Origin of the sequence: Oribacterium sp. NK2B42 (genome assembly GCF_000424445.1) — a bacterium.
Lineage (GTDB): Bacteria > Bacillota > Clostridia > Lachnospirales > Lachnospiraceae > Oribacterium.
Genome location: NZ_AUJX01000041.1, coordinates 1 through 14,869, shown reverse-complemented (window position 1 = coordinate 14,869; position 14,869 = coordinate 1). Strand labels below are relative to the sequence as shown.

General features: G+C 37.7%; 16 protein-coding genes and 1 pseudogene. 16 read left to right on the top strand and 1 reads right to left on the bottom strand.

Features of this window, described 5'->3' with window-relative positions; all coding sequences use genetic code 11:
• Positions 1–8: 8 nt before the first annotated feature.
• The 16 genes from G625_RS0111145 to G625_RS0111070 all read left to right on the top strand — a co-directional run bounded on the left by G625_RS0111145 (position 9) and on the right by G625_RS0111070 (position 14,405).
• Positions 9–671 carry a sugar transferase gene (locus tag G625_RS0111145; protein ID WP_044932433.1) on the top strand — a complete coding sequence of 221 codons (663 nt, stop codon included), beginning with the start codon at positions 9–11 and terminating at the stop codon, positions 669–671.
• Positions 668–1,309 carry a PIG-L deacetylase family protein gene (locus tag G625_RS0111140; RefSeq protein WP_029201183.1) on the top strand — a complete coding sequence of 214 codons (642 nt, stop codon included), beginning with the start codon at positions 668–670 and terminating at the stop codon, positions 1,307–1,309. Before G625_RS0111145 ends, G625_RS0111140 begins: the two co-directional genes overlap by 4 nt.
• Before the next feature lie 15 nt (positions 1,310–1,324).
• On the top strand, positions 1,325–1,900 hold the full coding sequence (locus tag G625_RS0111135; protein WP_044932429.1) for an acyltransferase: 576 nt from the start codon (positions 1,325–1,327) through the stop codon (positions 1,898–1,900).
• A complete protein-coding gene (locus G625_RS0111130) occupies positions 1,872–2,129 on the top strand; it encodes an acyl carrier protein (protein WP_242826631.1) in 258 nt (85 codons plus the stop codon). Before G625_RS0111135 ends, G625_RS0111130 begins: the two co-directional genes overlap by 29 nt.
• Positions 2,130–2,170: 41 nt before the next feature.
• The gene (locus tag G625_RS0111125) at positions 2,171–2,905 is read left to right on the top strand and encodes an SDR family NAD(P)-dependent oxidoreductase (protein WP_242826630.1); all 735 of its coding nucleotides are present in this window, start codon (positions 2,171–2,173) and stop codon (positions 2,903–2,905) included.
• Between the two features lie 65 nt (positions 2,906–2,970).
• Complete coding sequence (locus G625_RS0111120) at positions 2,971–4,380, top strand: AMP-binding protein (RefSeq protein WP_029201179.1); 1,410 nt, start codon at positions 2,971–2,973, stop codon at positions 4,378–4,380.
• Complete coding sequence (locus G625_RS0111115; RefSeq protein WP_049895861.1) at positions 4,370–5,017, top strand: NeuD/PglB/VioB family sugar acetyltransferase; 648 nt, start codon at positions 4,370–4,372, stop codon at positions 5,015–5,017. Before G625_RS0111120 ends, G625_RS0111115 begins: the two co-directional genes overlap by 11 nt.
• Positions 5,018–5,036: 19 nt before the next feature.
• Complete coding sequence (locus G625_RS0111110) at positions 5,037–6,095, top strand: glycosyltransferase family 2 protein (protein WP_029201177.1); 1,059 nt, start codon at positions 5,037–5,039, stop codon at positions 6,093–6,095.
• Positions 6,096–6,105: 10 nt separating this feature from the next.
• Positions 6,106–7,128, top strand: a complete 1,023-nt coding sequence (locus G625_RS0111105) for a Stealth CR1 domain-containing protein (protein WP_029201176.1) — start codon at positions 6,106–6,108, stop codon at positions 7,126–7,128.
• A 27-nt stretch (positions 7,129–7,155) separates the two neighbouring features.
• Positions 7,156–8,424, top strand: a complete 1,269-nt coding sequence (locus G625_RS0111100; RefSeq protein WP_029201175.1) for an O-antigen ligase family protein — start codon at positions 7,156–7,158, stop codon at positions 8,422–8,424.
• Positions 8,409–9,479 carry a glycosyltransferase family 2 protein gene (locus G625_RS21345; RefSeq protein ID WP_049895860.1) on the top strand — a complete coding sequence of 357 codons (1,071 nt, stop codon included), beginning with the start codon at positions 8,409–8,411 and terminating at the stop codon, positions 9,477–9,479. The genes G625_RS0111100 and G625_RS21345 overlap by 16 nt, the downstream gene beginning before the upstream one ends.
• A 73-nt stretch (positions 9,480–9,552) precedes the next feature.
• Complete coding sequence (locus tag G625_RS0111090) at positions 9,553–11,064, top strand: lipopolysaccharide biosynthesis protein (protein ID WP_156885101.1); 1,512 nt, start codon at positions 9,553–9,555, stop codon at positions 11,062–11,064.
• A gap of 21 nt (positions 11,065–11,085) precedes the next feature.
• On the top strand, positions 11,086–11,631 hold the full coding sequence (locus G625_RS19550) for an acyltransferase (protein ID WP_049895859.1): 546 nt from the start codon (positions 11,086–11,088) through the stop codon (positions 11,629–11,631).
• 170 nt (positions 11,632–11,801) lie between these two features.
• Positions 11,802–12,647 (top strand): LicD family protein, encoded by an 846-nt coding sequence (locus G625_RS0111080; protein WP_029201173.1) that lies wholly within the window; start codon positions 11,802–11,804, stop codon positions 12,645–12,647.
• Positions 12,648–12,660: 13 nt separating this feature from the next.
• Complete coding sequence (locus G625_RS19545) at positions 12,661–13,110, top strand: adenylyltransferase/cytidyltransferase family protein (RefSeq protein ID WP_044932426.1); 450 nt, start codon at positions 12,661–12,663, stop codon at positions 13,108–13,110.
• Positions 13,111–13,214: 104 nt separating this feature from the next.
• The gene (locus G625_RS0111070) at positions 13,215–14,405 is read left to right on the top strand and encodes an acetyl-CoA C-acetyltransferase (RefSeq protein ID WP_029201172.1); all 1,191 of its coding nucleotides are present in this window, start codon (positions 13,215–13,217) and stop codon (positions 14,403–14,405) included.
• Positions 14,406–14,621: 216 nt separating this feature from the next.
• On the opposite strand, the pseudogene G625_RS22860 reads toward G625_RS0111070, so the two are convergent.
• Positions 14,622–14,869, bottom strand: a pseudogene (locus G625_RS22860) (hypothetical protein); the annotation flags it as partial.

Sequence of the window (14,869 nt, the reverse complement as noted above, 5' to 3'; positions counted from 1 at the left end):
AGGTGATTATGGCTGATCAGATTCCAAAGGTAAGACGAACACTATATTCAGTAGTAATAAAGAGGATGTTCGATATTGTACTGAGTAGTATAGCAATAATAGTTTTATGCCCATTATTGCTTGTCATATCAATTCTTGAACTAATATATCATGGGAGACCTATTTTGTTCTCACAAGAGAGACCAGGATTGCATGGCAAGATATTTAAAATATATAAATTTCGTTCTATGACAAATGAAACGGATGAGAATGGAAACCTCCTTCCCGGAGAAAGGCGAGTAACAAAGTTTGGAAAGTTCATCAGACGATTTTCTTTGGATGAGCTGCCAGAGCTTTTCTGTATATTGACAGGAAAAATGAGTATCGTTGGGCCACGACCATTGCATGTGAGATATCTTCCGCTATATTCTAAACGTCATAGTATAAGACATGAAGTTAGACCGGGGCTTGCGTGTGTTCCGCTAAAACCTAAAACAACTTGGGGTTGGAATGATCAGTTTGAAAATGATGTTTGGTATGTTGAGAATTGTAGCTTTTTTGTCGATGTCAGAATGATTTTTGCAATAGCTAAAGAGGCTATTATCGGAAGTGAGTATAGATCCAGAGATACTCGTGAAGAATTTAAAGGATATAATCTTCTTGAAAAAGCAAAGGAAAGTAAAAACACATGAAAATTTTAGTTTTTGCTCCGCATAACGATGATGAGGTTCTGGGAGTAGGGGGAGCAATAAGTAAATATACAAAAGAGGGACACTTAGTTACTGTATGCGAGGTGACAAGTGGACCAAAATACAAAATGATGCAACAAGAGGCAATCAAGGCACATAAAATGTTAGGGGTAGAGAATTCAATTTTTCTAAATTTGCCCGTTGCCGAGCTTGCAGACTATTCCAAGACAGAATTGAACGCTAAAGTCGGTGAAGTGGTACAAAGGATTAAACCAGAAATTGTTTATATGCCGTTCATTTGGGATATGCATTTAGATCATCGATATGTCACAGAAGCTGTTTTGGTTGCTATTCGCCCATTACCTGAATGCACAGTAAAAAAAGCTTATATGTATGAAACTTTGTCAGAAACAGGGTGGAATATCCCGTATGGGGATCATAGTTTTTCTCCGACCAGTTGGGTTGATATTGAAGAAACAATAGAAGATAAAATTAATGCGATGAGATGTTATCAGAGTCAGATTAAAGACTACCCACATCCTCGTTCCATAGAAGGAATTAAATCTATGGCTGCTTACAGAGGATCAACCATTGGAGTGAAGTACGCAGAGAGCTTTATGTTAGTACGGGAAATTAATTAGTCGGAGAAATAATCTATGAACTGGTATCGATTTAAACATACGGTTGGGATGTATTTGTGTTTAACCGGAAACAAAAGGGCAAGATATCTTAAAAAACATAATGTGTTATACCATATCGGTGATAATTGTATGACTATGTTTCGCCATATCCCTCTATACCCAAAGCTTATTTCAATAGGAAATAATGTATGGATTGCTTCTCAAGTGGATTTTGTTAATCATGATGTAATTCATCGAATGTTGAATAACAAATATCAAAAAAATGATTTTCAGGAAAGAATTGGCGTAATCGATATTAAGGATAATGTGTTTATAGGTTCCAATACGACAATTCTCCCAGATGTCACGATAGGTTCAAATACAGTAATTGCGGCTGGGAGTCTTGTCAACAAAAGCATTCCAGGAAATGGCGTATATGGAGGAGTGCCCGCAAAGTACATTTGTCCATTGGATGATTTGATAGAGAAGAGAAGGAAAACAACTAAGATTGAGATAGAACAAAGCACTAAAGGCGGGCTTTCAGACAAAACTGTGGAAGTTTGTTGGAAGAGGTTTAGAGAATATGAAAGGAAAAACAATAATGAGCAATAGAGAGAAGTATGCACAGATTTTTAAAGATGTTTTCGGAGTCAATGATAGTGAACTGAACGAAAAGTTTAATTTCAAAGAGGTAGAGAAATGGGATTCCTTTGCACATCTAACGCTCATAAGTGAATTGGAAACCACATTCGATGTGATGTTTGAGACAGAGGATATACTCCATTATGGAGGATATCTGAATGGAATGGATATTTTGAAACGGTATGGGGTAGAATTCTGACTTTTCTTTTATAAGATGACACAAAAAGTATGAATAATCTAATGAAAGACAAAATATGTATAGTTACTGGTTCAACTAGAGGAATAGGAAAGGAAATAGCACTTCTCTTCGCATCCGAAGGGGCAGAAGTGGTAGTAAATGGCGCAAGACCGGGATCTGCAGATGAATGGATCGGTAAAAGTAATTATCGGAATCATCTTCATCCATTTTATTTTGACATTTCTGATTCCAACGCTGTCCGGCAGAACGTAATGGCTATAAAGAAGCAGTTCGAAAAAATAGATGTTCTGGTGAATAATGCTGGAGTAGAGTACAACGAGCTGATTGGAATGATTTCCCGTGAAAACATGGAAAAGATGTTTAATGTGAATGTTTATGGGATGATTGAAATGATTCAGGCAGTCAGCAGGATAATGGCTCGTAATGAAAACGGTGGAAGTATTATAAACATCAGTTCTGTGGTTGGTTTGAGAGGTAACCCCGGACAGCTCGTGTATTCAGCTACAAAGGGAGCAGTAATTGCGCTGACGAAAAGCGCAGCAAAGGAGCTGGCTCAAAAAAAAATACGAGTAAACTCCATTGCTCCCGGTCTTACACAAACTGAAATGATGGAGCAGGCAGATATAGAGAAGCTTAAGGAAAGAATCAGTAATATTTGCATAGGGCGAATTGCACAGCCTAGCGATATTGCAGGAGGCTGTTTATTATTGGCATCCGAATATGCCGGATATATTTCAGGGCAGATTTTGCCTGTCGATGGTTGCACTATTATGTGAGAGGGATAACGTTATGCAAGAAGAGCACCATCATGCGAGTGTACGAAAGAGGAGGAAATAGGTCTATGTTTTTAAACATTGACGAGCAGCAACAAGATAAATTGGCTTTAATTGATAATGAGGATAATCGTGTAACCTATGGAGAACTTGTCGGACTGATAAACGCCGTCGGTTCCAAGGTTGAACCACGATCTTTGGTTTTCCTTCTCTGCAAGAATACTGTGGGTTCAATGGTAGGATATCTTGGTTTTGTAGAGCATGAGGCTGTTCCGGTTACCCTTAACGCCAAGATTGACAATGACCTACTTACTAATCTCCTTAAAATCTACACACCTGCATATGTATGGGCTCCTTTTGAGGAAGCAGTCCGGCTTGAATATGAGAAGATTTATGAATGTTGCGGTTATGCCCTTTTGAAGACCGGTAATGAATTGTACCCATTAAATGAAAAGCTTCAGCTTTGTATGACCACGTCTGGAACCACGGGAAGTCCAAAACTTGTACGCTATAAAAAAGGCAACCTCGAAGCTAATGCGAAAAACGTGGCGATTGCCTTCGGCTGGACAAAAGATGAACGCCCGATTTGCGATCTCGGTATGCAGTACACGATGGGGCTGAATGTGATTAACACACATCTGTATGTCGGGGCAACTGTTCTCCTTACTACCTACAACCTCATGAGTGGTGAGTTCTGGGATTATATCAAGAAAGAGCGCGGCACGAACTTTACTGGAGTACCTTTCAGCTATGACATCCTGTATCGCCTTCATTTTGATCGTATGGACCTGCCGGATCTCCATACTCTGTCTCAGGGTGGCGGCAAGTTGACAGATGCAAGATTTACTCAGCTTGCGGAGTATGCTCGGAAGACCGGGAAACGATTCATAGCATCTTTTGGTACGACGGAGACTTCTGCTCGTATGGCCTGTCTTCCAGCTGAACTGTCGATTACCAAGATAGGTAGCATCGGAAGAGCAATCCCGGAAGGAGAACTGTTCTTGATTGATGAAGATGGGAAGGAAATTGTTGACCCGGTTGCCGAGGGGGAGATGTGCTATAAAGGACCTAACGTCACGATGGGGTATGCGGTTTGTAAAGAGGATTTGCTCAAGGATGACGAATTTAATGGGGAATATCACACGGGGGATCTTGCCAGACGCGATGAGGACGGTTGCTATTACGTGACCGGTCGTTTATCGCGTTTCCTGAAGCTACTCAGCTTTCGTGTAAGTTTGGATCAGAGCGAGAGATTGATCCAGCAAGAGTTTAATATCGAGTGTGCTTGCTCCGGAACGGATCAGCGGATGAACATATATATTACTGATGAGAGTAAGAAAGCTCAAGTTTTGGAGTTCATAGCAGAGAAGACGAATCTATACAAAACATTATTTAAAGTATTAGTGGTGCCAGAAATCCTGAGAAATGAGAGTGGAAAGATTCGTTACATGAAAATGGATGCGATGTATGTGGGGTGAGATGATGACAGACATTATTATAGTTGGCGCAGCCGGATGTGGTCGCGAAGTTGCGAACTGGATTGAAGATATAAATAAGCTTGAACCTACATGGAATATTCTTGGTTTTCTAGATGACAATGTAGATGCGCTTGAGGGATTCCCTTGCAAGTATCAGATTATTGGTTCCATAAAAGATCATGAGCCAAAGCAAGACGTAAAATACGTTATGGGAATTGCAAGTCCGGCAGTAAAGAAACTTATCGGCTCAGCCATGATTGAGAAAGGTGCACAGTTTGCTTCTATCATACATCCTAGTGTCCACATATACTCCGAATTTAATCTAGGCGTAGGGCTTGTGGCTTATCCGAACGCCAAGATTGCCACAGGTGTTAAGATAGGAGATTTCGTGACCTTACAATCCACGATCCTCGGTCACGATGCTGTGTTGGAGAATTACGTAACGGTAAGTTCCAGCTGTGGAATCACCGGTGGGACAGTGCTTCACGAGGGTGCGTTTATTGGTGACCATGCTTGTATAGCTGTTGGTATGGAAATCGGGGCGTGGTCTTATGTGGGTATTGGAAGCGTTGTTATAAGAGAGGTGCCGGAGAATACAAGAGTCTTCGGGAATCCGGCTAGAGTGTTTGCGAATTAAGAGTAAATAAGGAAAGTTCATGATATCAATAATTGTTCCGCATTACTGTACTCTTAGAGAGTATTTTGAAAAGTGTATGAATAGTCTTTTGGATGATAAGGACGCAGACATAGAAGTACTGATAATTGATGATGGTTCTCCGGCAGAGTATATTGAATATATACAAACATACACAGAAGATAAGCGTGTTAGGGTAATTTATGAGTCACATAAAGGCGTATCCAATGCAAGAAACATAGGAATCAAGGAGGCTTCCGGCGATTGGATGATGTTCGTGGATGCCGATGATTATCTTGAAAAAGGATATTACTCAATACTTGCTAGTTTGACAGTTAATACGAATGCCGATTTCATTTTCTTTAATGGATATGGGGATAAAGATGGTTATCAAATTCCCAATAGATTTTATGTATGCGAGAATGTTGACTATGGCGAAACGCTTGAACGTAAGTGCGAGGTAATGGGGGCGGGATTATCTCTGGGAAGGACACCTGTGTACCGAAGGTGTTTTTTTACATTAGGAAGTCCCTATGCAAAATTGATCAAAACATCATATATCCGTGATCAAAACATAACATTTGATACGAGCGTTAGATTTGCTGAGGATACACTGTTTTCGTTAAATTTGATTTTTAATGCGCATCATATATATTATGCAAATTATTACTTATATCATTATTATATGAATGAATTATCTGCAACAGGAAAGTACAGAAAAGGACTTTCTGCAGATGTAGATGGGTTTTTTATAAAAACTGAAGCATTCATTGATGAAAGAGGACTGAGAAGTCGCCTACAGGAATCATATTATATAAGAGCATTTTTGGAAGCGCAGCGCTGCATTAGGCAAGAATTCTACCACAAAGATAATTCCGATGATTATAATCAAAGACATGAAGCGACAGCAAAGTTCCTCAATCAGGAATTGTATCAAAAAGCATTGAAGGCAGATTATCCGTATATGAGAAAGAAGGCTTGCAAGGTTGCTTCATTCCTTTTGAAGAAACGACAATATGGAATGTATATTGTAATGTATAAAACCTTAGGGATTGCAAAGAAACTGATACATAGTGTGTGAGGTTTATTATATGGAACGGAATGACAAAGCTATAGATATAGTAGTCCCATGGGTGGATTCAAATGATCCGTTATGGAGGGCAGAAAAGAATAAATTTGCTCAGCTTGAAAGTAATTTGGATTCAGTTGATGCACGAGATCGTAGATACAGAGATTGGGATACAATAAAATATCTGCTAAGAAGTATCGATTTATATATGCCTTGGGTTAGAAAGGTTTTCTTCATAACGTGGGGGCATATTCCGAGCTGGCTTAACAAAGAAGCAGAAAAATTGGTTATTGTCAATCATAGAGACTTTATTCCCGAAGAGTATCTACCAACTTTCTCTGCCAATCCTATAGAATTGAATATTCATAGAATTGAGGGATTGTCCGAAAATTTTATATATTTTAACGACGATTTGTTGGTCCTAAAGGGATTAAAACCTACTGATTTCTTTGTTAATGGTCTTCCAAGAGATTATGCTGCGTTGAGTCCGATCAATACTGCAACACGAGGATCTATTCATGATATTACTTTGACTGACGTAGAAATTATTAATTCAAATTTTAAAAAATCAGATGTAATAGAAAAGGCATGGACTAAATGGTTTTCTCCATTATATGGGACAAATTTGTTTCGCACGATATGCTTGCTGCCATGGCCGTACTTTACAGGTTTTTTAAGTATGCACCAATGTAATCCATTTTTAAAGTCAACATTTGAAGAGGTGTGGGATAAAGAATTTGCCATATTAGATTATACGTGTAGGCACAGATTTAGAGCAAGACGTGATGTTAACCAATGGTTGATGCGATATTGGCAAATTGTAAGTGGAAAGTTTGAACCAATAAAACCTTATGGCAAGGTATGCTCAATAAATGATACTGATAATGGTAAGTTAAAGCTGCTTTTGAGCGACAAAAGTGTCAAGACTGTAGTGATAAATGACAATGTAACTGTCAATAACGAGGATACAATACGAGAAATAAAAGAAGGGATTTCTGAGATTTTAGAAGAATTATACCCGCAGAAATCATCTTTTGAAATATAAGATTGTTTCGGTTGGGAGAATTAATAAATGAAGTTAAGTTTTAAAATTCCAGAGTTATCAATAGATGTTTCGACATTATTGTTTGTGGCGTATCTCATCACAGCTGCTATGGTTTATTACGGGATAGGTGATAGTATGGGTACTATACAATTGGTGATTTCACTAGTGACAATTGGGATTTTTTTTGCGCATAAAAAAATCATTAAAACAGTACCTCTACTTATATTAACTTTATTTGCATTAGTATTGCTTCTGTTTTCAGGTCAAATTAGTGTGAGGGGGTTTAATGCTCCCATAAAGCATGCTTTAAAATTTGTTCATATGCTATATTCCTTTACAGCGTTTATCTTCATTCGTTATATTGCAAAAGAGAGTGAACGAAGATTATATGTAATATCAATACTGTTTGTGACAGCATTATCATGTTTTCGGTCAATTTCACTTGTTATATCAAGTGGAAATGTATATGCCATCAGATACGCATTTAAATATGGATATGAAACAGAAGTTGCCGGATTTAATCAAATATACGCAATTCCGTTCTATGTAGTAATTGTTTTGTTCCTGCTGATATATAGAGAGAATAAGAAAAATATTCAAACTATTTTTTTATTCGGAGTGTTGGCTGTGTACCTATATTTTATAGCAAGAACATTACTCGCTACCGCTTTAATAATGACCATGATAGGTATCCTATTTGTTTACTTCTTTAAGGCACTTAGAGATGATAAATCGGTGTTTCTCATAAGTGTGTTGTTTCTAGGTATAATTATGTTTTTGGTAATTTCTTTATTTCCGAATCATGTTATGAATTTACTTATTGATTGGACTGAGAACTTAAATTACGTTTTAAAAGATCGATTATTGTATGTTGCGGGAAGAATCTTGAATGTATCTTCAGGACGTTCATATAGCTATAATCGCCGTGAAGAATTAGCTAGCTATTCTTTAGAGACTTTCAAGAACCATCCGTTGTTAGGAGTCGGTTATTCAGAATATGGATATGGTATTATTGGATGCCATCAAGAATGGTATGATATGCTTGGGGTTTTTGGAATAATTGGTTCAATCATAGTATTTGCAATTATCATAGGATTATTTGTTGAAGTGTACAGAGATATGAATAGTCGCGCAGAAAAAGATTTATTCTTTATTATTTCTGCAATGTTTTTCTTGCTTGGTTTCTTAAATCCTTGTTTATTTGATCCTTTGTTGATAGCTATATTTGCAGTTGTACCTAACCTAAAATTCTTAATTAGCCATGTTGCGAGGGATGAGAGATGGACGATTTACTAATATCTGTTATAATGTCTGTATTTAATACTGAGGAATCTATTTTGAGAGATTCTATAGAAAGCATTTGCAAACAAACTTATGAGAATATAGAATTTATTATTGTTACAGATAAGCCAACAGATAACAGTTATCAAATTGTTAAGGAATATCAGGAAAATGATGAAAGAATTGTTCTTATAGAGAATGAAGATAATTTAGGGTTAACAAAAAGCTTAAATAAAGCTTTAGCAATTGCTAAGGGAAAATATATTGCACGAATGGATGCTGATGATGTGGCATTTCATCACAGATTGGAAAAACAGTTCCATTACATGGAATCTCATCCTGAAGTTGTAGTGTTGGGTACTCAGATATGTACTTCTTTGGATCCAAATCATGCGTTGGATATTTATCCTTTGTGCGATTGGATGCCTGATCAGGAAGTTATAAAGATTAGAATGCTCTTTCGAAATGTTGGGGTTCCTCATCCTACTGCCATGATACGACGTGATGCACTTATTCAGAACGGAATCAGCTACGATGAAAGGATAAAAAAGAGTCAGGATTATAAATTGTGGTTAGAATTAATGAAGTATGGGAAAATAGATATGCTGAATGAAATGCTACTGCTGTATAGAATACATGATGGTCAAATTTCTGTAAACAGAAACGACCAACTCGAGTACTCACACATGGTTTCACTTGAACAAGCTATTAATCTTCTTGGTAGCATGACAGACGAGGAAAAGCAATTCCACTGTTGCTTTTCAACAAATGATATTTACAAAAATGATGTCAAAGGATACGCAAATTATAACAGTAAGCTTATCAAGGCAAATAAGGAAAGGAAAATATATGATCAGAGAAAATTTGAGCTTGAGATTAGCTATGCTTGGATGCAAAAAGCATTCCGTCGGGCCATTTTTAAGCATAAATTTGATATGATACTTAACTCCAAGACTATTAAATTTTTTCGAACCGATTTGCTTGTTTACTATTTTAAAAATAAACAGATTAAAAGAATGAGAAAGAAGGCATTGGAGCTTGCTGATTTTAGTGACTGTATTATGAGATAGAAGCATAAAGTAGATGTTTTATATACAATTATTGTTTGAAAAAATCAAGACGAAAGGGGGAGTATTGCTTTGTATGAATCGTAGAAAGAAAACAGCTATTAATATTGCAAGTTCATTTATGTTTGAATTTGTAGTTATGGTTTGCGGGCTAATAACTCCCAGGCTTATTTTAGGAGCTTTTGGATCAACCTATAACGGTGTAATTTCTTCGGCAACACAGCTGTTAAGCATGATTTCTTTCCTTACGCTTGGAATTTCAGGGGCTGTAAGAGCCGAATTGTATCACTCCTTGGCTCATAATGATTATGAAGGTACAAGTAGCATCATGAAGGCAGCGACCAACTATATGAGAAAAGTCGGGTTGGTGTTGATTGTCTTTGCTATCGTACTAATGTTCTTTTTTCCGTTCATCTCCCACAGTAATATTCCTCATAGCGAATGCGCCATGATTATAGGTATCATAGCCATTGATTCATTCTGTTTATACTTTTTAGGAACAGCAAACTATTCCCTGCTTATAGCAGATCAGAAAAGTTATATCAAGAGTTTTTTGGGTATTGCTGCGAAGATTCTAAGCACTATTGTGATTGTAGTCATTATAAATAGAGGAGGCAATATATTTGAAGTCAAGGGTGCCAGTGCACTTGTGATGACCATACCACCTATTGGCGTAGCATTTTATGTAGAACACCATTATAAACTTGATAAGAAGTGCGAACCGAGGAAAGATGCCCTGAAAAAAAGGAATGATGCAGCAGTTCACTCGCTTGCAAATATTGTTCATGACAATACAGATACAATTATCTTGACAGCTTTTCTTGACATTAAACTTGTATCGGTTTACACGGTTTATTATGCAATCGTCGGCAAAATTAAAACACTCATCAAAGGCTCTGCGACAAGTATTGAAGCAGCTTTTGGTAATATGTGGGCTAACCAGGAAATGAAAGCTCTTCAAAAAAGCTTTAAAGCATATGAATATGCTATGGCTATGATAGTAGTTATAGTTTTTTCCTGTATTGGTGTATTGCTTGTTCCCTTTATTGAATTATATACATCCAACGTATCAGACGTGAATTATCTACGATTTGATTTCGCATTGCTTATAACAGCAGCAGAGGCAGTTTTTTGTTTACGTCAGCCTTACAGGACTTTGGTTCATGCTACAGGATTCTTCAAAGAAACAAAAAATCCTGCGATTATTGAAGCGGTAATTAATTTGATAATCTCGATTGTGCTCGTTAATATCATAGGGCTGAATGGTGTTGTTGTCGGAACACTTGTTGCAAATGTTTACCGAACGGGATCGTATGCATATTTTGTATCACATCACATTCTTAATAGAAGCATTAAAGTGGTCTGGCTTAGGATGGCTTGGACAGTCATGGGATCGATGATTGCAATTTTTTGTTCCAATCTTCAGATTTCAATGATACAGATTAGTGGTTGGGTGGGATGGTTGGTAAAAGGTCTAATTACCTTCTTAACTTCATCAGTAGTATCACTGGTGCTGTCGGTTATCTTTTATCGCTCTGATTTGAATGTTATTGTTCGGTTCATACGCCACAGATTTGTAAAACATTAAAGACAGGGAGAAAAGTGTTAAATGAAACAGTCTATAAAAAAGCTATTAAAAAAACCGGCAAGGTTTATAGCAAGAAGAATACAGAAATTCAAATATTGGATATATAAATGGTGGGGGGTACAACGTTCTCGATATTTTGGGCTTGTTTTTGCAGAATGTGGAACTCATTTGAAAGTCAATGGAAAGCCTCTTGTTTTTCAGCCTCATAAGATTCATGTTGGTGACCATTTCACCATCAATAACGGAGCACAGATAGCACCAAGAGGAGAAGTGTATATAGGTGATTATGTAACCATGTCCAGAGGTTCGCAGATAACAGCTGGTTCGCTTGATACAAGTCAGTGGGTTAATGGTCAGTATAAAGATCATATTCATAAACAAGAAGATGTCTATATTGGAGAAGGAACGTGGATGGGTGTCAATTCTATTGTTCTTGCAGGAGTTCACATAACAGGTAAAGGAGTGGTTATTGCTGCCGGAGCAGTGGTGACACATGATTTTACCGAAGACTATGTGATAATTGGTGGAGTTCCTGCAAGAATAATTAAGGACTTGAAAATACAATAAAGACGTAAATCACCTGATCATTGTGGTACGAGGAGAATATAATAATGGATTAAAGAAGTAGCGTTACTCTCTTAACTTGAACGCGATGATTTTAGCATTTGATGAATGACGGTTAATAATTATGACAAACAGAATTAAAGAAAAAACTAGGAAGGAGAAGTTAAATCAAGATGGTTCTTTCAAATAATACAGATATGTTTTATGAAGAAATAAATTCTTTTATCAAAACTCAATACCACAGATTTACCGAATATCAAGAATTAGCAGTTAAAACTCTAAATAAGGTTCACGAAGTCTGCGAGAAACATAATATTACATATTATCTTGCATTTGGAAGCCTATTGGGAGCAATTAGAGATGGAGGTCAAATTCCATGGGATTATGATATTGATATTCTAGTTCCTTATCGCTATCGAGATGAACTTTTAAAAGTGTTAGATACAGACTTATCTGAAGACTTTCATTATGATACTAGATACCGAAATCGAGACTGTCGCCATTTCACCATTAAAGTTGCACCAAAGGGTTATGATTGTGCATTTTTGCATGTGGACATTTTTTGGCTGATAGGAGAAGAAGCAGATCCTCGAATTCAAGAGAAAAATTATAGGCTACGAAGATATTTTTATAATTGTTCAATTTACAAATTTTCTAACAAGAGAGTTTACAGTCGTATGGTTAGAATAAAAAGAAAAATAAAAAACTTTAGGTATCTTATATATCCGTATATGCTTCTTGAAAGAAAGTATCTAAAACTACTAGAAAAGCCATTTGATAAGTATGAATACTGTACTTACAATGGTAGGAATAGAAATATCTTTAAGTCAAAATGGTTCGGGGTGCCCCAAAAAATAACCCTTGCCAATGGACTAACATTTTATATACCTGAAGATTACGAAAGTATACTAAAAGCAACATATGGGGATTATATGAGGATACCAGATATTGATAAGCGTATTGATGAATTTACATATTCTTTGAAAAATTTAGAAAAATATGCAAAATTAGAAGCTTAAAGGGGAACTAATTATGGTTATTGGATATACAACTGGCGTATATGATATGTTTCATATTGGTCATTTGAATATTATTAGAAGAGCGAAGGAACAATGTGACTATCTAATTGTAGGTGTAAGTACAGATGAACTGGTGCAACATGAGAAGAACAAAACACCGGTAATTCCATATGATGAGAGAGTGGCTATAGTAGCTTCACTCAAGTACGTCGATCGAGTTGTTCCTCAGTCTGATAAGAATAAGGTTGGTGCTTGGGAAAAGTACCACTTCAACAAGATGTTTGTAGGTGATGATTGGAAAGGAACAGATGCCTGGAACCGTTTTGAAGAACAGTTTAAGCCACTGGGCGTCGAGATAGTTTATCTTCCGCACACGTCCGGCATTTCTAGCACACAACTCACAGGAGTAATTAAAAACATATTGGATGAGCATCCACATGATATTGAGAAAAATATAATGTAATTTCTGTAGGTTTTCTTCAAGTATTTCACGTTTTGAATTTTACGGATGATATATATTGTAAAATGGTAATTTGTTTAGCAGAGATAAAAAAGGGACATATTGAAATGAAAAGGGTATACATATTGGGCGCTTGTCGTACACCAATTGGAAAGATGGGTGGGGCTCTTTCATCACTCAAAGCTATTGATTTGGGAGAACTTGTGATTAAAGAAGGGGTAAAACGCGCTGGTATTCCAATTGACGCAGTTGACCATGTTTTTATGGGATGCGTATTGCAGGCTGGACTTGGACAGAATGTTGCACGGCAGGCGGCTATAAAAGCCGGGCTTCCGGTAACCACTACTGCGCAGACAATTAATATTGTCTGTGGTTCTAGTCTGGATGCTGTTAATTCGGCAGCACGTATGATTCAGAATGGCGATGCAGACATCGTTATTGCCGGTGGAATGGAGTCCATGTCAAATGCCCCTTTTGCCGTTATGAACGCGCGCTATGGTTATAAGATGGGCAGCCCAATGATTAATACGCCGCTCATTGACACGATGGTCAACGATGGCCTTTGGGAAGCAATGAACAACTATCACATGGGTATCACAGCTGAGAATGTGGCTGAACAGTGGGAAATTACAAGAACTGAACTTGACGAGTTTGCAGCGGAGTCCCAGCGTAAGGCGTGTGAAGCTGTTGAGGCTGGAAGGTTTAAGGATGAGATCGTTCCCGTGATTATTAAAGGACGAAAGGGAGACACAGTAATTAATACAGACGAGGGCCCAAGAACAGGGACGACTGTTGAGTCTCTTGCAAAGCTCAAGCCTGCATTCAAGCCTGATGGCATCGTTACTGCCGGCAATAGCTCCGGAATCAATGATGGCGCTGCGGCAGTTGTATTAGTGTCTGAGAATAAGGTACGCGAATTCGGTATTCGACCTGAAACTGAATGGCTTGGTGGTGCGCTTGGCGGTGTTGATCCGTCGATTATGGGTATAGGACCTGTAGAATCCACGAGAAAGCTACTCAAAAAGCTGAATATGGAAATGGAAGATATTGATCTTGTAGAAGCAAATGAAGCATTTGCTTCTCAATCAATCGCTGTGAAGCGAGACTTGAACATTCCCGGAGAAAAACTGAATATTAACGGTGGTGCGATTGCTTTGGGTCATCCAATCGGCGCATCCGGATGCAGAATACTTGTAACACTTATCCACGGGATGAAAAAGAATAATGCCGAAATTGGTCTTGCCACACTATGCATTGGCGGCGGTATGGGGTGCAGTACAATTGTTAGAAAAAAATGAAAAACAGATAGCTTTTCGGAATCCAACCGGATTTTGACCATATAACACGGGGATTCGCCCCGAATGAACATTGAAAAGAGGATACTATCCTAAAACAGAAGATGATGAGTGTATTTCTGGAATATATTCTAAAAAAGGCGTACTTTAACAAAGCACCTGATTTGAGTGACTTTTGGGATCAATGTGGTAGAATGATATCAGTTGATCAACTAAAAATCAGGCAGCTTGTGCGAATATATCTCTGACAGGATTATCGGATTGAGCTTTGCCCCATGCGTCAAGATGTTGACACATCATGATGCAGTAGAGGCGGCAGTACCACATTTTTGTAGAGTGGTGTCTGCCGTTTTCTAATAGGTAATCTACCTTTTCACGTTTGTTGCATCTCTCAGAAGAAGTTCTCTTGTTATACTCAATCTTCCATTCCTTTGAATCCCTTGCAGGAACGGTAAAAATCCGAGGAT